The sequence below is a fragment of the Microbulbifer mixtoriginis (SeqCode) genome, from assembly GCF_052467705.1.
The window spans coordinates 1880303-1901725 of sequence record NZ_CP174322.1 but is presented as its reverse complement, the minus strand read 5'-3'; the positions used below and the strand labels follow the sequence as shown (position 1 = coordinate 1901725).

Annotated in this window: 21 protein-coding genes and 7 tRNA genes; 6 read left to right on the top strand and 22 right to left on the bottom strand. The window is 50.2% G+C overall.

Going from position 1 to position 21423, the window contains the following annotated elements:
• The first annotated feature begins 65 nt into the window (after nt 1-65).
• Entirely contained in the window at nt 66-647 is a 582-nt protein-coding gene (locus ACJJIB_RS08485; protein ID WP_444885481.1) for a TetR/AcrR family transcriptional regulator, read from the top strand.
• A gap of 937 nt (nt 648-1584) precedes the next feature.
• Here ACJJIB_RS08485 and tnpC read toward each other — a convergent pair.
• The 3 genes from tnpC to tnpA form a co-directional block, all read right to left on the bottom strand.
• Nucleotides 1585-3165, bottom strand: a complete 1581-nt coding sequence (gene tnpC, locus ACJJIB_RS08480; protein WP_444888556.1) for an IS66 family transposase — start codon at nt 3163-3165, stop codon at nt 1585-1587.
• Between the two features lie 68 nt (nt 3166-3233).
• The gene (tnpB, locus tag ACJJIB_RS08475; RefSeq protein WP_444885483.1) at nt 3234-3584 is read right to left on the bottom strand and encodes an IS66 family insertion sequence element accessory protein TnpB; all 351 of its coding nucleotides are present in this window, start codon (nt 3582-3584) and stop codon (nt 3234-3236) included.
• A 5-nt stretch (nt 3585-3589) separates the two neighbouring features.
• Nucleotides 3590-3880 carry an IS66 family insertion sequence element accessory protein TnpA gene (gene tnpA / locus ACJJIB_RS08470; protein ID WP_444888555.1) on the bottom strand — a complete coding sequence of 97 codons (291 nt, stop codon included), beginning with the start codon at nt 3878-3880 and terminating at the stop codon, nt 3590-3592.
• 239 nt (nt 3881-4119) lie between these two features.
• Here tnpA and ACJJIB_RS08465 point away from each other — a divergent pair, with 239 nt between their 5' ends.
• Together ACJJIB_RS08465 and ACJJIB_RS08460 are read left to right on the top strand one after the other, a co-directional pair.
• Entirely contained in the window at nt 4120-4731 is a 612-nt protein-coding gene (locus ACJJIB_RS08465) for a hypothetical protein (RefSeq protein ID WP_444888554.1), read from the top strand.
• 576 nt (nt 4732-5307) lie between these two features.
• The gene (locus ACJJIB_RS08460; RefSeq protein ID WP_444888553.1) at nt 5308-5481 is read left to right on the top strand and encodes an AlpA family phage regulatory protein; all 174 of its coding nucleotides are present in this window, start codon (nt 5308-5310) and stop codon (nt 5479-5481) included.
• A gap of 186 nt (nt 5482-5667) precedes the next feature.
• Here the strand turns inward: ACJJIB_RS08460 and ACJJIB_RS08455 are convergent.
• Nucleotides 5668-5755, bottom strand: a tRNA-Ser gene (locus ACJJIB_RS08455).
• Nucleotides 5756-5895: 140 nt separating this feature from the next.
• The gene (locus tag ACJJIB_RS08450; RefSeq protein WP_444888552.1) at nt 5896-6462 is read right to left on the bottom strand and encodes a nitroreductase family protein; all 567 of its coding nucleotides are present in this window, start codon (nt 6460-6462) and stop codon (nt 5896-5898) included.
• Between the two features lie 241 nt (nt 6463-6703).
• Here ACJJIB_RS08450 and ACJJIB_RS08445 point away from each other — a divergent pair, with 241 nt between their 5' ends.
• Nucleotides 6704-8098 carry an adenylate/guanylate cyclase domain-containing protein gene (locus ACJJIB_RS08445; protein ID WP_444888551.1) on the top strand — a complete coding sequence of 465 codons (1395 nt, stop codon included), beginning with the start codon at nt 6704-6706 and terminating at the stop codon, nt 8096-8098.
• Between the two features lie 13 nt (nt 8099-8111).
• Here the strand turns inward: ACJJIB_RS08445 and cyoD are convergent, their stop codons facing one another.
• The 17 genes from cyoD to msrB all read right to left on the bottom strand — a co-directional run bounded on the left by cyoD (nt 8112) and on the right by msrB (nt 19659).
• A complete protein-coding gene (cyoD, locus tag ACJJIB_RS08440; protein WP_252085298.1) occupies nt 8112-8432 on the bottom strand; it encodes a cytochrome o ubiquinol oxidase subunit IV in 321 nt (106 codons plus the stop codon).
• Entirely contained in the window at nt 8425-9051 is a 627-nt protein-coding gene (locus ACJJIB_RS08435; RefSeq protein ID WP_444888550.1) for a cytochrome c oxidase subunit 3, read from the bottom strand. The genes cyoD and ACJJIB_RS08435 overlap by 8 nt, the downstream gene beginning before the upstream one ends.
• Nucleotides 9052-9057: 6 nt before the next feature.
• Nucleotides 9058-11133, bottom strand: a complete 2076-nt coding sequence (locus tag ACJJIB_RS08430) for a cbb3-type cytochrome c oxidase subunit I (RefSeq protein ID WP_444888549.1) — start codon at nt 11131-11133, stop codon at nt 9058-9060.
• Nucleotides 11130-12164, bottom strand: coding sequence for a ubiquinol oxidase subunit II (locus tag ACJJIB_RS08425; protein ID WP_444888548.1), 1035 nt, complete (start codon nt 12162-12164; stop codon nt 11130-11132). The genes ACJJIB_RS08430 and ACJJIB_RS08425 overlap by 4 nt, the downstream gene beginning before the upstream one ends.
• Before the next feature lie 217 nt (nt 12165-12381).
• A complete protein-coding gene (locus ACJJIB_RS08420) occupies nt 12382-12858 on the bottom strand; it encodes a hypothetical protein (RefSeq protein WP_444888547.1) in 477 nt (158 codons plus the stop codon).
• A gap of 85 nt (nt 12859-12943) precedes the next feature.
• The gene (locus ACJJIB_RS08415; RefSeq protein WP_444888546.1) at nt 12944-14506 is read right to left on the bottom strand and encodes a hypothetical protein; all 1563 of its coding nucleotides are present in this window, start codon (nt 14504-14506) and stop codon (nt 12944-12946) included.
• A gap of 292 nt (nt 14507-14798) precedes the next feature.
• Nucleotides 14799-15629, bottom strand: coding sequence for an NADPH-dependent 7-cyano-7-deazaguanine reductase QueF (gene queF / locus ACJJIB_RS08410; protein WP_444888545.1), 831 nt, complete (start codon nt 15627-15629; stop codon nt 14799-14801).
• Between the two features lie 8 nt (nt 15630-15637).
• Nucleotides 15638-16411, bottom strand: a complete 774-nt coding sequence (locus ACJJIB_RS08405; protein WP_252085291.1) for an ABC transporter permease — start codon at nt 16409-16411, stop codon at nt 15638-15640.
• Complete coding sequence (locus ACJJIB_RS08400) at nt 16408-17343, bottom strand: ABC transporter ATP-binding protein (protein ID WP_444888544.1); 936 nt, start codon at nt 17341-17343, stop codon at nt 16408-16410. Before ACJJIB_RS08400 ends, ACJJIB_RS08405 begins: the two co-directional genes overlap by 4 nt.
• Nucleotides 17344-17543: 200 nt before the next feature.
• Nucleotides 17544-17619, bottom strand: a tRNA-Gly gene (locus tag ACJJIB_RS08395).
• Between the two features lie 39 nt (nt 17620-17658).
• Nucleotides 17659-17734 (bottom strand) — tRNA-Glu (locus ACJJIB_RS08390).
• Nucleotides 17735-17848: 114 nt separating this feature from the next.
• Nucleotides 17849-17924, bottom strand: a tRNA-Gly gene (locus ACJJIB_RS08385).
• A gap of 34 nt (nt 17925-17958) precedes the next feature.
• Nucleotides 17959-18034: transfer RNA gene (locus ACJJIB_RS08380), tRNA-Glu, on the bottom strand.
• A gap of 118 nt (nt 18035-18152) precedes the next feature.
• Nucleotides 18153-18228: transfer RNA gene (locus tag ACJJIB_RS08375), tRNA-Gly, on the bottom strand.
• 1 nt (nt 18229) lies between these two features.
• A tRNA-Glu gene (locus ACJJIB_RS08370) sits at nt 18230-18305 on the bottom strand.
• A gap of 161 nt (nt 18306-18466) precedes the next feature.
• The gene (locus ACJJIB_RS08365; RefSeq protein ID WP_444888543.1) at nt 18467-19243 is read right to left on the bottom strand and encodes a DUF1499 domain-containing protein; all 777 of its coding nucleotides are present in this window, start codon (nt 19241-19243) and stop codon (nt 18467-18469) included.
• Nucleotides 19240-19659 carry a peptide-methionine (R)-S-oxide reductase MsrB gene (gene msrB, locus ACJJIB_RS08360; protein WP_252085288.1) on the bottom strand — a complete coding sequence of 140 codons (420 nt, stop codon included), beginning with the start codon at nt 19657-19659 and terminating at the stop codon, nt 19240-19242. Before msrB ends, ACJJIB_RS08365 begins: the two co-directional genes overlap by 4 nt.
• Nucleotides 19660-19785: 126 nt before the next feature.
• Between msrB and ACJJIB_RS08355 the strand changes: the two genes are divergently transcribed.
• The gene (locus tag ACJJIB_RS08355) at nt 19786-21000 is read left to right on the top strand and encodes a pyridoxal phosphate-dependent aminotransferase (RefSeq protein ID WP_444885497.1); all 1215 of its coding nucleotides are present in this window, start codon (nt 19786-19788) and stop codon (nt 20998-21000) included.
• On the top strand, nt 21000-21401 hold the full coding sequence (locus ACJJIB_RS08350) for a hypothetical protein (RefSeq protein WP_444888542.1): 402 nt from the start codon (nt 21000-21002) through the stop codon (nt 21399-21401). Before ACJJIB_RS08355 ends, ACJJIB_RS08350 begins: the two co-directional genes overlap by 1 nt.
• Nucleotides 21402-21423 lie beyond the last annotated feature (22 nt).

Below are 21423 nucleotides of genomic sequence, written 5' to 3'. Positions count from 1 at the left end.
TATTGACAGGCTACCTACCAATCGGTAAGGTGTCAAGCTGTCAACCCAGCCCATATTGAAGCTCAATGAAGACACGAGAAAAGTTACTGCTCAAGGCCGAAATTCTCTTTTCTGAGAGAGGTTTTTACGGAACCAGCATCAATGATGTCGCCGCAGAACTGACTATGAGCAAACAAGGGCTGCTGCACCACTTCCCCAGCAAAGAAAAACTCTATGCTGCGGTACTTGAATCCGCTGCTACCTATCTGGTTGAGAACCTGGACCCCAATATTGAGCATGAGCTAGCTCCCAGAGAACAGCTGTTGAAATTATTAAACGTACTGGCAGCACCCGACAAAAGAACCCACCGCGTTATTCTTCTTCTGATGCGAGAGCTGTTAGATAATAAAGAGCGCTCTGAACACGCCCATCAGTGGTTTCTAAAACCAGTTCTCGATCATCTAGAAGGACTGGTGAAAGCGGACCAGAAACTGGGACACTTTCAAGATATAAAGCCGCTTGCCTTTATCTACCAATTACTAGGGGCCGTTCAATATTTTTTGATATCTGAACCCACTTTGAAAAAGCTCTACCCTGCAAAAACCTTCAAGATGCTGAAAAAGCAGCACTTGATCGAACTGGAAAGATTGATCACGAGCGCTTACTAATGACGACAAAAGGCTATACGGCCTCTATGTAGGGTAAGGGCAAGAGAAGCAGCAGCCTATGCTAGGCGGTAACGCTGAGCTTCCCTCATTGCGATAACATTCTGAAGCGCTATCAGCATCTGATTGATAAGGGCTTATTTCCATCATCTAGACGTATGCAGAACTTTGCACCTTCTAAACCTGTAGAAATCGATATCATCAAAGAAAAGCTCATCTATTCGCTGGGTAAATTTGTGATTAACTGGAAAGGTCTTATTGCCCTTAACTCCACCTCATGACTAGCTTAATATCACCGTCCTCCCTATAAAAAATCAGGAGCATCTTAGGGAATTTTAATATAAGAGATCTTAGTCATGAATCTCAGTAGATTAGCTTGCCGAAAATTTAACCCTTCAAACTTGGGAATCTGTTTTAGCACAGAATTCGAGATCGCTAAGCACACGCATGACTTCACAGTTGCCTGCAGCTTCCAGGTCGATACATTGATTTCGTAATTACTTCAAACTTTATCGAAGTTGTACCTGCAGACCCATTTGATCCTCAATATGGGGGATATGTTCATCAACCAGCTTATTGATTTCCAGGCGGTTCTCAATTGGCTGCACTTTGAGTTCGAACAGATTTCGAGTATCTTCCTATAGTATGCCCAATGAACGGCAGTGGCGAATGCAGTGTAATTACTCTAAATGAGCTCCAGAATAAAGTTGTAAATTATCTCTGGTCCGCACAGGTTCCGACAACGAGTCCACCTGATCGTAGTAACGCACAGTCTCCACTTCGTAAGCGATCTTACCAAGTCGTAGGTGAGAGTTGTATTTAGAGTACTGGGATAGCACCGCTGAATGCCTGGTCATGGAAGGCTTAAAGGGTTGCGCCATCAACAGATAAATATGACTACTCAACAGACGTCCGCCTTCTTGCGGGCAGCATCGCCATATCATGCGGCTGCGGCCATCCCAGCTTTCTCAAGTTGGATATTCCAGGGTAGCAGTGCCTCATAATCCTCAACGGATTGGCAGTGAGGAATCTGCTTAAGCACCTCCACATAATACTTGTATGGGTCAAGGCCGTGGTGTTTAGCAGTGCGAATCAAACTGAAGTGCAGGCACAGTGCTTTTGCGCCATTGACCGAGGATGCAAACAGGAAGTTCTTTCGAGCCATGACAAAGGGTTTGATTTCCTGTTCAGTCAAATTGTTGTCGATTTCTAAGCGACCATCGCTGAGGAATGCACATAGCCCATTCCAATACTTCAGGCAGTAATTCATTGCCTTGCCCAGCGGGGATTTAGGTAGCACCTGCGGATAGTGCTCATCCAGCCAGCACTTAAAGGCAGTCATAATCGGCCTGGACTCCTCTTGTCGCAAATTGTGTCGCTGCTTTATGGTCAGCTGATTCTCTTTGGCTTTCCTCTCAACCCGATAGAGCTTCTTATAAAACTGCATTGCCCGTTTTGCTAGCCCGTCCCCTTGCGCCGCCCTCGCTATGGGTTCAAATTTTCTCCGGGCATGTGCATTGCAGTGATTTGGGTTTACAGCTGTCTGTTCAAATAACAACTCAAAAAATGGATCAGCATCGCAATGTAGCGTGCCTCGAAAGCCGGCAAACCAGTCATTCACAAAATCTTTGTGATCAACGGCATTATATTCATAGAGGATCGCTTCCTTTCCTGGAGGACCACCTCGGAAACAGTAGGCATAAGATTTTCGGCTTGCTGGCCGGCCAGGTTCATTAAGAACCTGCAATGATGTGGCATCCAAAGCTCCAATATCGTAGCCAATGACGCCGTCTTTTAGCAAATTGATCAGTGGTTGTAGAGGCGTAGCACAATCGATAACAGTACGAGCCATGGTTTGACGTGGAAAGCTAAAGCCGGCACGGGTCTCAAACTGTTTTTCCAGGTGATAGAACGGCTGTCGATCATCAAGCTTGCTGGCTATGAGGTGGGCTAGAACGGATTCGGTAAACTTACCCTTGGGTAGGATATGCTTTGGCTTGGGAGCTATAACTATTTGGTCTGCACAGCCCTTGGGGCAGGCAACCTTCTCCCTCAACTCGACAATCACCTCATATACGGGGGGTATGTAGTTCAAGCGCTCATGGCGCTCGTAATCAACCAGATTCTTTTGGCAGCCACATGCACAGGTTTTATCCTGCTCTGAGACAGGAATTACCACCTCTATTCTTGGTAAGTGTTCGGCAAAGGACTTCTTTGTTTTTTTATGACGCTTGTGTGCCGCAATACTAACCACATCGTCCAGGTCTTTGTCGCCATCAGCATCATATTCCTCTAAGGAACTTTCATCTCGAGCTTCTGAACTTTCGAATAGCAATCCCTGGGGATCATCAGGGTCTTCGTATCGCTCAGAGCGCCGACCAAAGAGAGAACGTTGCAGTTGTTTGAATTGAAACAATAGCTGATTGTAAGCCTTTTCAAACTGCTCGCACCGTTGGAGTGAGAGTTTGAGTTCACATGTAAGCTGTTCAACCTGGCACTGTAGCGTATCATCGGTAGCCATTGGGTTTTCCGATGTTAATTTATGTGTGGATTATACCATGGGGTACTATTTCCCAGGCTCTATACGTATCAATAAAAGCGGGAAAAATAGAGTTTTTCTGGTTCTTCTTGCTGAGTAAAATCCAACCCGGAAAGCAGCCACTGTAGCTGTGAAATCGATAACTCTATTGCGTCATTTGAAATGCCAGGAAAGATAAACCTCGACTGTTCATTTCGCTTATACAGGAGCCAGAATCCATTATCTTCCCAGTAGAGCATACGAATTTTATCTGCCTTTTTATTGCGAAAGACAAAGAGATGACTGGATGTCGGATCTTTGTGTAACGTATCAGCCACTAGGAGTACGATGCCATCAATCTGCTTGCGAAAATCGATCGGCTGACGGTAAAACCAGACTTTGCTGTTAAACGGTAGCCACATCGTATTTACAGGTCCATAAGGCCAGGAATTTGTGCCAACAATACCGGGCTATTGATCACCAGCTTTATGCCATTTGGGAACTCCAATATACCCAGGTTTCCCGCAGAGGCTACAGAGGGCTTGATATCCACGGGAACAAAGTCTGGGGTATCAGACACCGAAGTTTGTTCGGATAGCTTGCGGTACCAGTAGAGGAACTGGCTGTAGTTTAGGCTGTGCTTACGAGTATAGGCGCGCTTGGATTGAGAGCTTTTCTCGTAGGGCCTGACATGACTTTGCCACTGCTGCTGATTCATGGGGCTTCCCTCCGAAGTTGATGGAGGGGGGATCATGCCAGTCAGTCAAAGCAAGTTAAACAATGTGGTTCATGTACCGCTTACCAAAGAGAAAGTCAAAGGTTTTCTACTTGCCAATATGGCACCACATTAACTTTTATTGCTTATTTAACTGCCAGCATAGGTTTACCGCTTGACATATTAACTTCGCCTCACATTAAATTTTACATCGCCGCCTAATCAAAAAATGGAGAGGACCAATGAGGGTCTACCCGATAATTTTTGCATTAATAGTTAACTTATTTTCTTCAAGTAATACATCCGCCAATAAAAGCATGGATAACGTATTAGAGGATTCGAATTATAATTCGCTTAAATCCGTATCCGAACGTTCAATAGCCAATGAAAATATTTCTCGCTCAGACTTAGTTCAACTCACAAATAGAGCGCAGTTTCAAGTAGAAGAATCTAACGCATCCATACAGGCAGATTTATCTGTTGATAGTCAATCAGTAAGATTTATTACGGAAAAATCTCAGAGTAACCCAGACTTTCTTAACATAACCATCAGGGTTGTTAGCGCGAACTACAGCATAGAGTTAGATCTCGAAAACTCCGAGTATGTAGTGTCTGGTTATGGCTCAAAACTTGGTATTGAAGGAAAACTGCTTATTGCCGCTCTAGCTTGGAAAATGGAAGAGAATAACTGGCATATATCCGAAAACTTATACAAATCCAAATCATACAGGATCGCCAACTGGTTCTCTGAAATGCCAGCAGGAATGATAATGCATACTATTGATTCAAGAACCAAGCCAGAGAAGGGCGAACCAGACTCTAATAATAGACAATCCATTGTACCCCAAATATAAGTTTTAGTCCTTTGACCTTACCTCCCAACTTCAGGGAAAGCAGCTAAATCCCCACAACTGCCATCTTTAAGTCCGACAATACCTCTATACAAACTTGGTGATTCCCCGGCTATTCTTTAATCGCCAGGGTGATAACAAAAAACTGCTGCTTCTGGATTATCACTGCAGTGCGGGTGTAGAGTTTGAACGCTATATCAGTTGCATATCACAGGCCTTCCAGCGTGGAAGTATTCAGGATGGGCACCGACTTCTTGCTCCTGGCCTGCCACTAAGAGAACTAGCTTAAGCTCTTAGGCGGACTGTATAAGCGGGACCTTTTTTGATTTGTGGATCTCTACCAGATAAACCCTTTCAGCCTCTATATGAACGTTCAGTGCTATCTTCCGGCGTAACTCGTGGAGCGGTTTCTATTACTTTTCCATGTGCTCTACCTTTATTACTTGCCAACCTACATTGCCTAGCATGTCAGCGATTGATATACCACGAGAACAACAATTACCCAAATACTTGGCACCTTCGCTTGCTGCCCCAATGCGCAATATGTAGAGGGAATTACATTTATTTGTGGTGTGATCAATGAAAAATTACTATCGTGAGGGATATGCAATGGCATCAACCTTAATATCTAGAAAATCTCGCAGCATACATCGCAAACATAAAGTCGAAGGACCTACAGGTTATAAGCGCAACAGCATTTACCGAATGATTAAAGAGGGCAGCTATCCTCATCAGCGACAAATAGACCCATGAGCCGTGGGCTGCAAAAGCCAGGAAATCAAGATTTAATAGCAGAACATAATGCTAGGTCGAAGCCGAGCTGCTCTCTATCTACGGCCATCATTGAATAATTGCCTGTTAAAGAGCAAAGCGGAGGCCTGACAGGGAACTGAAGATTCTTGAAACGAAAAAGCCCGGCATCAGCCGGGCTTTAAAATATGGCGGTGAGGGAGGGATTCGAACCCTCGATGCCTTTCGACATACACACTTTCCAGGCGTGCTCCTTCGGCCACTCGGACACCTCACCAAATTGTCACCCTCCGCGAGGGTAATCCTCTTTTCAGAGGAGCTCTCTCTTTAGCAAAATCTTCAAGAAAATCAGGAAGATAGCTGCTGTCTCATCGAGAGAGCGCGCACTTTACCCAAATGTTTCCGGTTGTGCAAGTACTAATTTGCTTTCCACTGTGAAAAAAAATCATCCACTTGTAAATCCGGTGCCTGGCGTGCCGCTTTATCGGGGGTTCCACAGTAGATAAACCCATCAATACGTTCATTTTCAGCCAAACCCAAACCTTGGGCAACCTGGGGATTATTGGCTAATGGTCCGGTGCGCCAGTAAACACCCACCCCCTCGGCATAAGCGGCTGTGAGCATTGCCTGCACCGCCCCTGCTGTAGACATATGTTGCTCCAGATGGGGAACCTTGGGGTGTTCCTGTAACCGTGTAATTGCCACAATAATCAAGGGGGCGCGCAGGGGCATCACCAAGGTGCGTTGACGCTGAGCTTCAGTTAGAGGAACACCTTCAGACTGCTCAGCCGCTTTTAGAAATATTTCCCCAAGGCGCTCGCGCTCTTGGCCCTCTACCATTAGAAACCGCCAGGGGCGTAGGCAGGCGTGATCCGCTGCACGCAGTGCTGCGCGAAAGATATTTTGCCGCTGCTGCTCATTGGGTGCAGGCTCGACCAGCTTGCCCGTTGAAACTCTATTATGCAGGGCGGTCAGGGCATCCATCGTTCTCTCCATTTACTGACTGAGCGCTGAGTGTACCCTAACCCATCTGCGCAGCGCATACGTACGCCCCACATAAAAACCCTGTACAGGCATCGGTTTTTTAGCAATCTGGCTTTTGTAGGAGTACACTTCGCCCAGTAAATCACTGCGCAACCACTCGCTCCCAGAACTTTCCGGGACCAATCTGTGGCCTGCCTGCGGTTTGTTTATTACTGCTTAACGGACAAAAAGATAACCACAAATGCAGGACCAGCTTGAGGGGAACAAAGGGCGAAATATCAGCCCGCATTACTCGACTTATTTTCGCTGCCTAATTCTTTTTGCGGCTGCGGGAACCCTGGTAACTGCAATCGAGTGGTCATCTTCTTGGCAACCGGACAAACTGCTCAATGTTGGTGCAGCGGCTTTTATGCTGGTTTATTGCACTTTTGCTCAATTCATACTCTACAGATCCCGCGATAAGAAGGCTTATAAAACCCGTCGCATCCTGAGATTTTCCGATACCGTATTGGTAGGCATTGCCGTTGCCCTGGCTAATTTCAGCATGCTGCCATCTCTGTTATTCATTACGATGGTTCAACTCAATGCGCTTTCCCTGGGGGGGGGGCGCCAGTGGTTTGAGCACAACACCGGCCTTTTAGTCGGCGTGGTACTGGGTTACCTGATGCACAGGCCGGCATTATTGATTAACGCCGACCTCACCATAAGCACCATGAGCCTGATTGGTATCCTGGTCTACCTCTGTGCCTATGCCTTTTTTACTCACCGCCAGATTGGCAAGCTCAAGGAAGCCAACCACACCCTGGCAACAGAGCAGCGCGTAAGCAAGGTGCGCTCTTACAAACTCTCCAAGTATTTGCCACAACGCCTGTGGCGCTCCGTAACCACCGGCGATGAAGAAGCACTGACTACCCAGCGCAAGCTGCTTACGGTGTTCTTTTCCGATATCAAAGATTTCAGCCAGTTGACCGAAGAGCTCGAAGCGGAAACCTTTACCCTCCTACTCAACAACTACCTCTCGGAGATGGCCCGAATCGCAGGCCAGTATGGGGGCACCATCGACAAATTTATCGGCGATGCGGTGATGGTGGTCTTTGGGGATGATGAAAGTAAGGGCCCCAAATCCGACGCCCTGCGCTGTGTGGCTATGGCTTTGGCGATGCGCAAGCGGGTGCGGGAAATGAAGCAGGAGTGGTACAACAAAGGGATCTCACGCCCTTTGCAGGTGCGCATGGGCATTAACACTGGCTATTGCACTGTGGGTATCTTCGGCACAGCCAACTACCAGTCTTACACAGTAATGGGCACCCACGTGAACCTGGCTTCCCGCCTGGAAGGCGCGGCACAGCCGGGGGAAATCCTGATTAGCCATGAGACCTGGGCAATGATCAAGCACACTGTTATGTGCCGAGACAAAGGGCATATTACGGTGAAGGGCATCAGCACCCCGGTTAAAGTCTACCAAGTCACCGACTTGCGCAAGAATCTCGGCGGACAGCAGAGTTACCTGGAGGAGCACGCCCCAGGCTTTTCTATGCACCTAGACCTGGATAAGATTCGCAACTACGACAAGGTCAAAGTACTGCAATCCCTGGAAAAAGCCACAACCAGCCTTAAAAGCAAAGTGATTATCTGAGCTTAGGGACCCGTCACATTGTGGTATGCATTCTCATTGCCAGGTTCCCCATTATCCAGGCAGTCCCCAAGACAATAATCAGTAAAATCAGCGTTGAAAAAAGGATCAGAGCCAGGTTATCCCGCCCTTCCTTTTGCGTTGTAACATTCAAGAAGCATTTGAGCTGTACCGCCAATTGGGCTACCCCAAGCAAACCTACCAATATAAGTACACTCTTGTATTCCTTACCCAGAGCCAGTACCGCCCAGAATGCAGCCAACGTAAACACAACCGACAGCACATACCCGGTAAGATAGGTGCGCAAATGTGCGGAAAAACCGGATTTTTCAGCCATAGACCCAGCCACCAAAATAAACTACTGAGAAAATCCCAATCCAAATCAAATCCAGGAAATGCCAGAACAGCGCCAACCGTAAAAAGCGCAACTTCACCAAATCAGTCATGCCCACTGTAAGTACCTGTGCGATCATGACCAGCATCCACAGGCAGCCAAAGCTGACATGTAAACCATGTAGGGGCACCAAACCAAAGAAGGCTGATAGATATCCGCTGCGCTGGGGCGTCCCTCCCTTGGCTGCCATTTCAGAGAAATCGAGCAACTCAAGAGTTAAGAAGCCCAGCCCCAACAGTAAAGTCACCACCACCCAAAACAGGAAACTGCCCTGGCTGCGCTGGTGCTTCATGGTGATAGTGGCTATCCCCACAGTGAGACTGCTGGTGAGTAGAAACATGGTCTGCGCAAAAAGACTGCCGAAATCAAATAGCTCTCTGGGACCAGGGCCGCCTGCGGTCGCACCAATCATGGTGATATAGATAGCGAAAACGACCCCGAAAAAAATCAGGTCGCTCATCATAAAAACCCAGAATCCAAAGATCACCATATCCGGGTCTTTATGAATGGCTCCAGGGCTCTCTCTCATCCCCTTATTTAGCGCTGATGAATTCCCGTTCATCGGTAACTAATGCTCCAACTTAGCGTAGCCATGGTTTTGCGGAGTATTTTCCAGATCCCTGCCCACCGGTTCGGTATTTTTCACTAGCGTCAGCCATTTCTCCGTATCCTGCTGTACCTGGCTCGCCGGAATAATTTGCTCACTGTCCCAGCGGAAGGTAGAGGCGATCACCACAATGATAATGGCCAGAACAGAAATCAGGGCCAACCACCACATGTACCAGACCAATGCAAACATCAGGATGCCGCTCAGAGCGCATAGAATAAATCCCAAAGGGTTATTCTTGGGCATCTCTATATCCCGATAGACTTTTGGCGGTAAATAAGCACGCCCCTGCTCCTTAGCCTCATTAAATTCATCCCGGTCCGTTACCCTCGGCAGTTCCGCAAAATTGTAGGAAGGTGCAGGGGCTGGGATCGACCATTCCAGAGAGCGCCCATCCCAAGGGTCCCCCACAGGAACACGATTTTTCTTGCGATCCCGTAAACTGACCAGCAACTGCAATACCAGGCTGATCAATGCGCATAACACCACCATGGCCCCGATAAAAGCCACCACCATGTAGGGCTTGAAAGTCAGATCCATATAGCTGAATGAGCGCCTTGGCATCCCCAGTAATCCTGCACCATAAAGGGGAAAGAAAGTGAGCATAAACCCGGCTACCCAAAGATATGCCGACCACTTACCCAAGCGCTCATCCAGGCGAAAACCAAACGCCTTGGGGAACCAGTAGTTATATCCGGCCAGCAAACCAAATAGCACTCCTGGAATTAGCACATTATGGAAGTGCGCCACCAAAAACAGGGTATTGTGTACTTGGAAATCTACCGTGGGGTTCGCCAGAATCACTCCAGACAATCCACCGATCACGAATAAAATCAAAAATCCGATGGCGTAAATCATTGGAGTGGTAAAACGAATTCGCCCGCGATACATCGTCGCCATCCAATCGTAGACTTTGACCCCGGTTGGCACCGCGATCAGCATGGTGGCGATACCAAATACAATATTGATGGTGGGACTCTGCCCCATGGTAAAGAAGTGATGAAGCCACACGGTAAAGCTCAATACGGCAATAGACATGGTGGCAATTACCAATGACTTGTAGCCATATAGGCGCTTGGCGGAGTAAGTGGAGAACACCTCAGAAAAAATACCGTAGGCCGGCAGTACCAACAAATAGACCTCCGGGTGTCCGAACAGCCAAAATAAATTGGCATAGTTCATCATATTGCCACCGAGATCATTGGTGAAAAAGTGAAAATCCAAATAGCGGTCGAAACCGAGCATTAACGCCGCAACACTGAGTGGCGGCATAGCAAAAATCATCAGGATGGAGGAACACAATACCGTCCAGCAAAACATGGGCATACGGAAAAATTTCATGCCCGCAGCACGGCATTTTAAAATGGTGACGGTAAAGTTAATCCCCGTAAGGGTGGTACCGGCCCCGGAAAATACAATCGCCCACACCCAGTAGTCTGGTCCCACGCCGGGATTAAAGTCCGCCCCCGTATAAGGCGGGTAGGCAGACCAGCCTCCAGTAGAGAATTCTCCCACCACCAATGAGACCATCAACAGAATCCCAGAAGACACGGTGACCGCCAGACTAATCTGGTTAAGTACTGGGAAGGCAACATCGCGGGCACCAATCTGTAATGGCATTACAAAGTTGACCAGACCCACAACAAAAGGCACGGCAACAAAGAAAATCATAATAGTGCCGTGGGTGCTAAATAGCTGAGCGAAGTGATCTGCGTAGAGAAAACCATCTGGGGCAGCAGCCTGCTGTGCCCGCATCACCATGCCTTCCAGCAGTCCTCTGGTCATCATCACCAGCGCAAAGACTATGTACATGATGCCAATTCTTTTATGGTCTGTGCTGGTCAGCCATTCAGACCATAAAGTGCCCCATACGCGAAACCAGGTCAGTAGAGCGAGGATGGCGATGGTGGCAAAAACAACAATGGCACCAGCAGTACTGGCCACCACTTCACTTACCGAAAAATCGGTAAACAGCTTGCTAAAAACGATAGAATCCCAGCCCAGCTTTCCCAGCCAGCCATAGTCGGTAATATTCATGGCTGCGCACCCTCTGTTTTATCCTCACCCTGACCAAACTTCACCGTGCCGGGTTGCTCTTCCATACTAAGGGGCTTGCCCGAGTGATATCGCATAACAATGCTTTGAAACAGCTCGGGATCGGCAATGGTAAAATAGAGGGCATTGCTGGGCATTTGAGGCGTGGCCAACTGCTTTTGCATCTCTTTGCGGGTACTTCTTTCAGCCAGGCGATTATAGGTCTGAGCATCCAGCTCAATCCCCCTAGCCCGGACCTGTGCCACCCAGGCCTGAAAATCCTCTTCACTCTTAATCAATACATCAAATTTCTGCTCAGTAAATCCCTTGCCGGTATATTGGGTGTTTTCACCCTGGGTTTTACCATTCTTAGTCGCAATAAAATTGAGTCGTGTGGTCATGCCCGGCATCACATAGATCTGCCCCGCTAACGCCGCAATCCAAAAAGACTGCATCACGGTATCGCTGGTTAAAATCATGGAGACCGGGGTGTGTACAGGAACAACCAGTTCACCCACTGTGGCAATTTTTAAGTCTGGGTAGATAAACAACCACTTCCAGTCCAGTCCCACCACTTGCACTTGGACAGGAGGAAATACGCCTTCTATTTCCTCATAGGGGTCCAGAGCAATGGTTGCGCGCCAAAGCATAAAAGAGAGAACAAAAATCACCATAAAGGGAACACCCCACATGACGACTTCCAAAGGGCCGTAAGATTCCCACTTGGGCGCATAAATACCTTTTCCCTTCTTACGGCGATATTTAAAGAGAATGACTGGCACCAGAATAAACACGGGCAGCACCGCTACCATGGTAAGTGCTGTCGCCCAGAAAAAATGGGTTTTCTGTTCATGGGCAACGGGCCCCAAAGGCATCAGAAAACTTTCAGTGGCAGAGCTTGAAGAGGGAATCAAAAAAAGAAAAAGAAATGCGAAAAGAAGGAATACTAACCAGAAGGATCGGTGCTCAATACATCCCCAGTAGCGAACCCAGTATTGCACAAACCTGACAGGGGCCACGGTATTCCAATCCATTGCAATGCCTACCGACCTTAGGATTCAGCAGGCATTCCTATCAGATTACCCGCCACAAAAAATTCACCGTACACATAAACCACATCAGGTGCTCAGCACACTCTTCCGTACGGCTCTTCTCACCAGAATAGCTGAACAAATTATGTTTTAACTTCACCTACCCCGCAGTAGGAAATGGTTTGTGGTGACCAACTCCATGAAACGATGGCATCAGCGCCTAGAAAACACCATCCTTCATCATTTGTTGAATAACTGTTTCCACATATTCCAGGGCATCTCCCTCCCTAGGACGGCGAATTTCCCCCATCATATAGTTCGCCAGGAAACTTTCAGATTCCAGGGACCAATACACCTCTTCCGATGGCGCAAAATATAAACGGGTTTCGACAATGGCCACTTGAGAGTTGGAAACATTCCTGTTCAGTTGTTTAAAGCTGATCAACTGTGTCACCAATAGCGTGTCAAATTGATATTCGGCCAGGACATCAGCCAGCTCCCCCATCGTGGGAACCTTGCCATCGGCCGCAACATCACTCCATGAGAGGGCATTCACGCCGTAGCGGCCCAACTGCTCCACCCAAATACTCTCCACATAGATGCCAACTATTGGGCGAGGAACCAAGGTAAAGGCCAGGACCAAAGTTTTTCCCAGCGAGCGCTCTGCAACCAGCGGCGAATGCCAAGTGTCAGTCACCACTGTTCTCGGTGAATTACAGGAGGTTAAAAAACCGCATAGCAAAATAAAGCGCAACATTATTGATATCGCACATTTGAAACCACTAGAACGAGATGCGGCTGGTGAACTGGGTCCGCCAGACTGAACCATAGGCTCCATCTTTGTCCTCCCTGGTTCCATAAAGGGCCTCAACGCCAAACAGCCAATGCGGCGTCGGGGTCCAGGTCAGATTAATACTGCTGTATTGGGTTTGATAAAATGAGGAGCCCGGCTGGAAGTCCAGATTGTCCTGATGCACCAGCCCATAGGTTGCCACGGTATAGAGGCACGGACTCCACCAGTGTTGATAAGCCAGATACCAACCCAGAGTTGGAATTGCCTCCAACCGATTATTGACGAAGTCATAGCTCGCGTCGGGGGGCTCATCATCCAGAAGGCTTCCATAGCCATAGCCATAGCTAAAGGAGTAGGAGGCAAAATCCGGCGCAAGCCTACCGGGCATATCAATCACGCCACTTAAATTGATACCCCATCCGGTATCCGAAACGGCAGACTGTGGCTCCCCACTGCCACGCAGGTCCCGCAGGATAAAACTGCCCTGAAAGTTAATGCGGTCTGTTTGGGAAATAACCGCTACCACAAAGTCCGGCCAGCGAGACACTTCCAGTGCATTCTGAAAAACCCGATCAGTTGGCGCATCCAGGGAGACTTGCAGGGTGAGAGTTGGATCATATTTACGGCTCCAACGTGCAACTGGGCGCATGAGCGCTAACAGTGAGTTGGGGCCTTCGTAATCCAGGGTGTTTGGTGAGGCGGTTAAATTACTGAACGTGGACCAGTCGAGGCCCAGCCGTAAATCTCCGCCCAGCAAAATATCGCTGACCTGGCCGTATGCTTTGCGCAGACGCAGCAGAGGCTCACTGACTGTCGGATCCCGCAGGAAATCCATAGAAAATTCATTTTCGATTAAACGGCCGCCCCAGGGCGTTCTTGACTTGAGCACCAATCTCGATACCTGAACGGAAACATTGGTCTGACCATCCTCACCCTCCGCTGCAGTTCTATTGCTGGTGACAATAGCACTGGTCGTGAACTCAGCCGGGCTGACAATGGCGCCGGTGTCATAGTTAGCATCCAGTTCGGCGAAGCCATTAATTTTTATTCGAGTGCGACTGCCGAGCACAGGGATAGACCCCGGCCAGTCGGTCGGTACACTGGAAATGATTTCTTCGATATCCGTCTGTTCCGGATGCTTTGGGTCTCCCCTGGCCCGAGGGGGCGGTAGGGAGCCAGGCGGGATATCTTTGCGTATGAGCTCTAATTGATCGCGCAAATCATCGAGCGCAACGCCATCCACAGGCTCACTGTATTCTCTCGATGGAGGAACTGACGGCATTGGTACTGCCGGAACTGGCGCAGCCGGGGAATTTTCTGGGGGCCTCGCCCTGCGCAGCTCCTCCACCTGTTGCCGCAAAGCCTCTAGATCAGCCTTTTGCTGTCGGATTTGCGCTTCCTGTGCCTCGAGTTGGCGCTGCTGCGCTTCGATCACCTTCATCAATTGATCGGCTTCAACATAAACCTGGGCATTGGCGGGAGTGGAGGAAATAATTTGGATGAAAACCACAAGCACAGCGGGTAGCGCTGGAGACTGTGTTTGGATTTCCATATCTAGGGGGCCTATGGATCTGTGTAAATCATTGGCGATACACCAATTGCAGCTTATTTACTTTTTATCGAGCCAAGAAAAGTGAATAGCCACTAATGTAACTGTACAGGCCCATCGATAGGCTACATCCAATACACCTGCACCCAAAAAGCTATCCAGGAAAGCTTAGCCCAAGAGGGAACAGCGCCACTTGTGACACAAGATTTAAGGCAGGAGTGTTTTAATGCTGTGGGATTTGACGATATTGGCCACAGAAATACCTGAGACCAATATCACCTGTATTAGCAATAATTTACTGACGGGCGAAGCGCGGCGGTAGAGGCTTCTCAATACGGGTGGAGCGCAGCGGGTTGATATCCAGCCCTCCCCTGCGGGTATAGCGGGCACAAACTGTTAACTCGGAAAAGTCCGCAAGGTTTTGCAGATCGCAAAAAATCCGCTCCACGCAGTGTTCATGAAAATCCTGATGCTCACGGAAGGAAATAATATAGGCCAATAGCGCTTCGCGCTGCAGCATCGGCCCCTTGTATTCCACCATTACCGTCGCCCAATCCGGCTGGCCGGTAACCGGGCAATTACTGCGCAGCAAGTGGCTGTAGAGAGTTTCAGTAACCTCCACACCAATCTCTTCCAGCGCCAGCAGTGTCGAGTCCGGCTGGTATTGCTCTACGGCAATATCCAGCTGGTCGAGACAGAACCCTTGCGGCCTCTGCACATCCAGGGAGATATCTTCCACCTCCAGCAGGGTCACTTCCACAGCCATACCCACCGCAGCGCTTAGATCCCGCACCAGGGTATCCTGAACCAGCTGCCAGGAATCAAAGCGGCTTTGGTTAAAGGAGTTTAAGTACAATTTGAAGGACTTGGACTCCACCATACAGGGGCTTTCCGCGGGAAAGCTGAAGCGCGCCACCGCCACTTGGGGTTTGCCTCTGGTATTGAGCCAGGAGAGCTCAAACCCCCACCACTCATCTTCCCCAAAAAATGGCAGGGCGCCAACGGACAGCCCCAGTTGGGCTCGGGAAATGGATCGCTGAATCGGGTGCAGTAGCTCTGGGTTATAGCTGGATTCGTAAACGGTTTCCCGACCCAGCGGGAGGTTCTGCCAATCTTCTCTGCTCATACTCAACCTCAGTGCCTCAATCGCTTGCCGTGACTCATCAGGTAAAGTCCCCAGCTGGCGAGAAGCGCAATAAAAACCAAGACCCCAACAAATGCCCAGGCCACATTAATGTCGGAAACACCCAGGATTCCATAGCGAAAGGAGTTCACCATATAGAGAATCGGGTTCAATTTCGACAATCCTTGCCAAAAGGGCGACAACAGATCGATGGAGTAGAAAACACCACCCAGATAGGTAAGCGGGGTCAAAACAAAAGTGGGAATAATCGATATGGCGTCAAAGCTGTTGGCATAAATCGCATTGATAAAACCCGCCAGAGAGAATAGCGCCGATGTGAGAAACACAATAGCGATGGTGACTCCCAGGTGTTCGACTCTGAGAGAAGTAAAAAACATCGCTACTAGAGTGACAATCAGGCCTACAACTAAGCCACGCGCAACACCGCCCAGTACATAGCCAGCCATCACCGCCCAATTTGGCGTAGGCGAGACCAACAGCTCCTCAACGCTACGCTGAAACTTAGCACTGTAAAAAGAGGACACGACATTGCCATAGGAGTTGGTGATCACTGACATCATAATCAGCCCAGGCACCACAAACTCCATATAAGGGTATCCGCCCATTTCCCCGATACGGCTGCCAATAAGAGAGCCAAAAATCACAAAGTACAACGTCATGGTGATCACCGGCGGCACCAGGGTCTGTGGCCAGATACGCATAAAGCGGCGCACCTCCCGGCGGAAAATGGTGCTGAAGGATATCCAGGTCAACTTACCGCTCACGAATCCAACCCCTCTTCTTTTTCCTCGGACAACATGGAAATAAACAATTCTTCCAGGCGGTTGGCACGATTGCGCATACTGGTCACGGTAACGCCCTGGGCCTTGAGCTCGACAAAGACCTCTGTCAGTGACTGCCCTTTTTCTACAGTGATTTCCAGGGAATGATTATCCAACAGGCAACATTTAAACCCGGTAAGCTCCGGTGCCTTACTTAGGTATTCGCTGCAGTCGAGAATAAATGTCTCGCGGTTGAGAGTCTTCAGCAGGGACTTGATAGAGGTATTCTCAACGATAACGCCCTTATCGATAATGGCGATATTGCGGCACAGGCTCTCCGCCTCCTCCAGGTAATGGGTAGTGAGAATAATGGTGGTACCCCGAGCGTTAATGTCCTCCAGGAAGCTCCACATGGAGCGACGCAGCTCGATATCCACCCCAGCAGTAGGCTCATCCAGAATCAGTAGTTTTGGCTCGTGAATCAGCGCCCGTGCAATCATCAGGCGGCGCTTCATCCCCCCAGACAGCATACGCGCCTGAGTGTGTCGCTTATCCCAAAGTCCCAACTGCTTCAGATATTGCTCTGTGCGCTCCTCTGCCAACTTGCGCGGCATTCCATAGAATCCCCCCTGAGTAGCCACAATATCGAAGACTTTTTCAAACTGACTGAAATTGAACTCCTGCGGCACCACGCCTAAAAGACGCTTGGCAGCGGCAAAATCACTGTCGATATCGACACCAAAAATCGACACGCTACCGGCAGTCTTGCGCACCAATGAGCAGATAATGCCAATAGTGGTGGACTTACCTGCACCATTGGGGCCCAGCAGAGCAAAGAAGTCCCCCGGCTGCACTTCGAAGCTGATCCCTTTCAGGGCCTGGAAGCCGCCTTCGTAGGTTTTTTGCAGGTTATGGATAGATAGCGCGGCGGTCATTGTGAATTCCTATGCTGAAGGCGCCATTCAACGTGCTTGCCCGAATAATTTCAACCGGCGGAAACACAGGGAAGCCCAAAGCCGCGGAGGCGGAATTCCAGGTGCACAGTCGCACTCCGGCAATACCAGTGCAAGTAATAAACTTAGAAGCAATATATCGGAAAATAAAAAAGCCGCTCGATTGAGCGGCTTTTTTATTTTGGAGCGGGAAACCGGGTTCGAACCGGCGACCTCAACCTTGGCAAGGTTGCGCTCTACCAACTGAGCTATTCCCGCGTTTTGTGTTGGCCCGGCAGCATTGCTGCCGGGCCGTATTGGCATCCCCAAGGGGAGTCGAACCCCTGTTACCGCCGTGAAAGGGCGGTGTCCTAGGCCTCTAGACGATGGGGACAGAAACTTTGCACTACAACCTCTTCGGTCCCGTGCTGCCACGCTGTCCATGGCTTTGCCACCTCGCGGTGACTTTACTTTTGAATGGGGCCAAAGATCCATCCAAAAATAAAATTGGAGCGGGAAACCGGGTTCGAACCGGCGACCTCAACCTTGGCAAGGTTGCGCTCTACCAACTGAGCTATTCCCGCAATTTGACCCGGTAGCATTGCTACCGGGTCGTATTGGCATCCCCAAGGGGAGTCGAACCCCTGTTACCGCCGTGAAAGGGCGGTGTCCTAGGCCTCTAGACGATGGGGACAGAAACTTGCACTTCGACCTTATGGTCCGGTGCTGCCATGCTGCCCATGGCAATGCCACTGATTTCTCGGTGGCGTGCTTTGTGAGCTGACTAGAGATCATCTCGCAAAGCGGAAACTTGGAGCGGGAAACCGGGTTCGAACCGGCGACCTCAACCTTGGCAAGGTTGCGCTCTACCAACTGAGCTATTCCCGCGTGGCATCCCCAAGGGGAGTCGAACCCCTGTTACCGCCGTGAAAGGGCGGTGTCCTAGGCCTCTAGACGATGGGGACCCAGAAACCTTCTGTCGTTTCGCTGCGTTTTAAAGTGTAGCTCTGCGTCAGAAGTGGGGCGCATTCTATGTACCGTTCGGGATACTGTCAACACCCGAATTGAATTTTTTTTCTTTTATTGTCAGATACTTACCTAACACTGCCGGTTGCGGGAAGATAATTTAGGCGTCAGAGGGCTCTCCGTACTGCTCGCTGAGTACACGCAGGTGCAGCTCCTCAATAAACTCACGAATACGCTTTGCGTTGGCCCCTAGGTCACTGACTCCCACACGGGAACTGGAACGCACGTCCACCCGCGAGCCACCATCATCTTCCGGCCGTACTCGCACCACTATGTCGTCGGTAAAGCCTAACAGCAGGGTTCGGTCGGTTGCCTCGATATGCCCCTTCTCCGGTTCGTAAGACACAATCTTCCAGCCCAGCTTCTTGGCAACCTCCGCCGCCAGCTCAGTGGTGCGGGCTACAGACATATGGACATGCAGTGGATAGATGTCGGAATAGATATCGGTTTCACGCTGCTGGCTCGCCACAGGCTCGCCGCCGTATGCGGCACTATTGTCCCAAGGCTTACGCAAGTCGAGGACTGCTTGGTATGCCGGGGGGTTGCGGGTATCGGTAGTGATATCGTGGATTTTTGGCGCATTGAAATTATCTTTGCCCACCGTAATGAGGGGCACAGCTACTGGCAGCAGTCCCAGCAACGCAGCCCAGAGGGCATTGCTGCGCGCCTGGGGCCTGTGATTGCGCGACCCCCAGACAAACACCAATAAGCTCACCAGTGCGACAGTCAGTGCCGCCCCACCCGCGTAGGTAAATATCATGAAGACCAATTCGAAGCGCAACAATCCGAACCGCAGTGCCAAGCCTGCGAGCACAATAATCCCGAGTAGCCCCCACTGCACCCTGAGTAGCCAGCGGCTCCAGTGTACTCTCCTCACTTGCCCTCCTCTTCGCCGTCTTCGTTGAACTCCTGGTCCAGCCTCACTGACAAGGAATTAACACAGTATCGAAGGCCGGTTTCAGTAGGCCCATCATCGAACACATGCCCCAGATGACTGTCGCATTGACTGCAGCGAATCTCGATACGTTCCATACCAAAACTATTATCGGCTAGCTCTCGAATAATCCCCACGCTAAATTCCTCATCGAAGCTGGGCCAGCCACAGTAGCTCTGGAATTTTGCTCCCGCATCAAACAAAACCTCGCCACAACAGCGGCAGCGGTAGAGACCTTTGTCAAAAACATCCCAATATTCCCCGCTAAATGGCGCTTCTGTCCCCCCTTTGCGACAGACCTCAAACTCCTCATCTGTCAGCTGATCTCGCCAGTAGTTATCGTCTTTTGCTTTTGCCATACTGTCTCGTTCCGTTTTAATCGTTCTCGCAGGAGCGGTAACCGCCGCCAGTGGACATCCCGCCTATCGCGCAGCTCGCTCGCGACTGAGGCTGCTCCTGCCAAGCTACAGGGCTGCCGCACCAACATGAAGGACATTCATAAATCTGAAAAACTGCACGGCGTCTGCTATGAGATTCGCGGCCCGGTGATGGAGCAAGCCCATCGCATGGAGGAGGAAGGCCACCGTATCCTCAAGCTGAATATCGGCAACCCCGCCCCCTTCGGCTTTAACGCCCCCGATGAAATCATCCAGGACGTCATCCACAATCTCTCCCAGGCCCAGGGCTATGTGGAGTCCAAGGGACTATTCGCTGCGCGCAAAGCTATTATGCAGGAGTGCCAGACCCTGGGTATCCAGGGAGTTGAAATTGATGACATCTATCTGGGCAACGGTGTCTCCGAGTTAATCTCCATGGCCACCCAGGCACTGCTCAACAATGGCGATGAGCTGCTGCTGCCCATGCCCAACTACCCCCTATGGATGGCCGCTACCAATCTCGCTGGTGCCAACCCGGTACTCTACCGCTGTGACGAGGAATCCGGCTGGCTGCCCGATATTGAGGACATAAAAGCAAAAATCACGCCTCGCACCCGCGGCATTGTCGTGATCAACCCCAACAACCCCACCGGGGCTATTTATCCCAAGGCTTTGCTGGAAGAGATTGTAGAGGTGGCGCGCAGCCACAATCTGGTGATTTTTGCCGATGAAATCTATAGCAAGATCCTCTATGACGACGCCGAGTTCACCCCCATGGCCAAACTGGCCCCGGATGTGCTCTGCCTGAGCTTCAATGGCTTGTCCAAATCGTACCGCTTGGCCGGCTTCCGCTCCGGGTGGATGATCATCAGCGGGATCAAGCATCGCGCCAAAGGCTTTATTGAAGGGATGGAGATACTCGCCTCTATGCGCCTGTGCGGCAATGTACCGGCCATGTATGCCGTGCAAACCGCTCTGGGGGGCTATCAGAGCATTAACGACTTGATACTGCCCGGCGGCCGCTTGCGCCAGCAACGCGATCTGGCCTACCGCATGCTCAACGACATTCCCGGTGTCAGCTGTGTCAAACCTAGTGGTGCCATCTACCTGTTCCCCAGGCTGCACCTGGACCACCACAAAATCGATAGTGATGAACAGCTGGTATTGGAATTCCTGCGCCAGGAGAAAATCCTGCTGGTACAGGGCAGCGCTTTCCATTGGGACGCGCCCGATCACCTGCGTATTGTCTTTCTGCCCCGCGCCGACGACCTCTCCCACGCAATTGAACGGCTGGGTTACTTTTTGGAGCGATATACCCGCTGATGTTGGACGATTTACATATCCACGACTTTTATCGCGATGCCGGCAGAATTCTGCTGGCACTGTTTGGCCAGTTCCCCCTGCCCTCCACCATTTACGTAGAGGACATTGCCGGGCCAGACACCCCCGACGAATTCGGCCTGCACTCGCCACGGCACCTGGCGTGCCTGGGTGCCCTCAGCTGGTTAAAACAGAGCGGTTACATTCACTTCTCCCAGCTGGTGCGCCAGGAAGCTGCGGAGGAAGTGGTACTGAGCCACCGGGGATTTCTGCTGTTGATCAACAAGGAAGAACATTCTGGCCAGAGTAACGCACAGCTGCTCAACAGCGCCGTGCGCGATGGTTCCTCTGCAAAGTTACAGGCGCTGGTGGAGCGCCTGATGCGGGAGTTTGCCGCACTGTAAATAGAGTGGTTTGGGCATCACC

What these genes read in the sequence shown, in the direction of transcription:
- ACJJIB_RS08485 (WP_444885481.1), top strand. Translation starts at nt 66, where the DNA reads ATGAAGACACGAGAAAAGTTACTGCTCAAGGCCGAAATTCTCTTTTCT.
- tnpC (WP_444888556.1), bottom strand. Translation starts at nt 3,165, where the DNA reads ATGGCTACCGATGATACGCTACAGTGCCAGGTTGAACAGCTTACATGT.
- tnpB (WP_444885483.1), bottom strand. Translation starts at nt 3,584, where the DNA reads ATGTGGCTACCGTTTAACAGCAAAGTCTGGTTTTACCGTCAGCCGATC.
- tnpA (WP_444888555.1), bottom strand. Translation starts at nt 3,880, where the DNA reads ATGAATCAGCAGCAGTGGCAAAGTCATGTCAGGCCCTACGAGAAAAGC.
- ACJJIB_RS08465 (WP_444888554.1), top strand. Translation starts at nt 4,120, where the DNA reads ATGAGGGTCTACCCGATAATTTTTGCATTAATAGTTAACTTATTTTCT.
- ACJJIB_RS08460 (WP_444888553.1), top strand. Translation starts at nt 5,308, where the DNA reads ATGAAAAATTACTATCGTGAGGGATATGCAATGGCATCAACCTTAATA.
- ACJJIB_RS08450 (WP_444888552.1), bottom strand. Translation starts at nt 6,462, where the DNA reads ATGGATGCCCTGACCGCCCTGCATAATAGAGTTTCAACGGGCAAGCTG.
- ACJJIB_RS08445 (WP_444888551.1), top strand. Translation starts at nt 6,704, where the DNA reads ATGCAGGACCAGCTTGAGGGGAACAAAGGGCGAAATATCAGCCCGCAT.
- cyoD (WP_252085298.1), bottom strand. Translation starts at nt 8,432, where the DNA reads ATGGCTGAAAAATCCGGTTTTTCCGCACATTTGCGCACCTATCTTACC.
- ACJJIB_RS08435 (WP_444888550.1), bottom strand. Translation starts at nt 9,051, where the DNA reads ATGAACGGGAATTCATCAGCGCTAAATAAGGGGATGAGAGAGAGCCCT.
- ACJJIB_RS08430 (WP_444888549.1), bottom strand. Translation starts at nt 11,133, where the DNA reads ATGAATATTACCGACTATGGCTGGCTGGGAAAGCTGGGCTGGGATTCT.
- ACJJIB_RS08425 (WP_444888548.1), bottom strand. Translation starts at nt 12,164, where the DNA reads ATGGATTGGAATACCGTGGCCCCTGTCAGGTTTGTGCAATACTGGGTT.
- ACJJIB_RS08415 (WP_444888546.1), bottom strand. Translation starts at nt 14,506, where the DNA reads ATGGAAATCCAAACACAGTCTCCAGCGCTACCCGCTGTGCTTGTGGTT.
- queF (WP_444888545.1), bottom strand. Translation starts at nt 15,629, where the DNA reads ATGAGCAGAGAAGATTGGCAGAACCTCCCGCTGGGTCGGGAAACCGTT.
- ACJJIB_RS08400 (WP_444888544.1), bottom strand. Translation starts at nt 17,343, where the DNA reads ATGACCGCCGCGCTATCTATCCATAACCTGCAAAAAACCTACGAAGGC.
- msrB (WP_252085288.1), bottom strand. Translation starts at nt 19,659, where the DNA reads ATGGCAAAAGCAAAAGACGATAACTACTGGCGAGATCAGCTGACAGAT.
- ACJJIB_RS08355 (WP_444885497.1), top strand. Translation starts at nt 19,786, where the DNA reads ATGAAGGACATTCATAAATCTGAAAAACTGCACGGCGTCTGCTATGAG.
- ACJJIB_RS08350 (WP_444888542.1), top strand. Translation starts at nt 21,000, where the DNA reads ATGTTGGACGATTTACATATCCACGACTTTTATCGCGATGCCGGCAGA.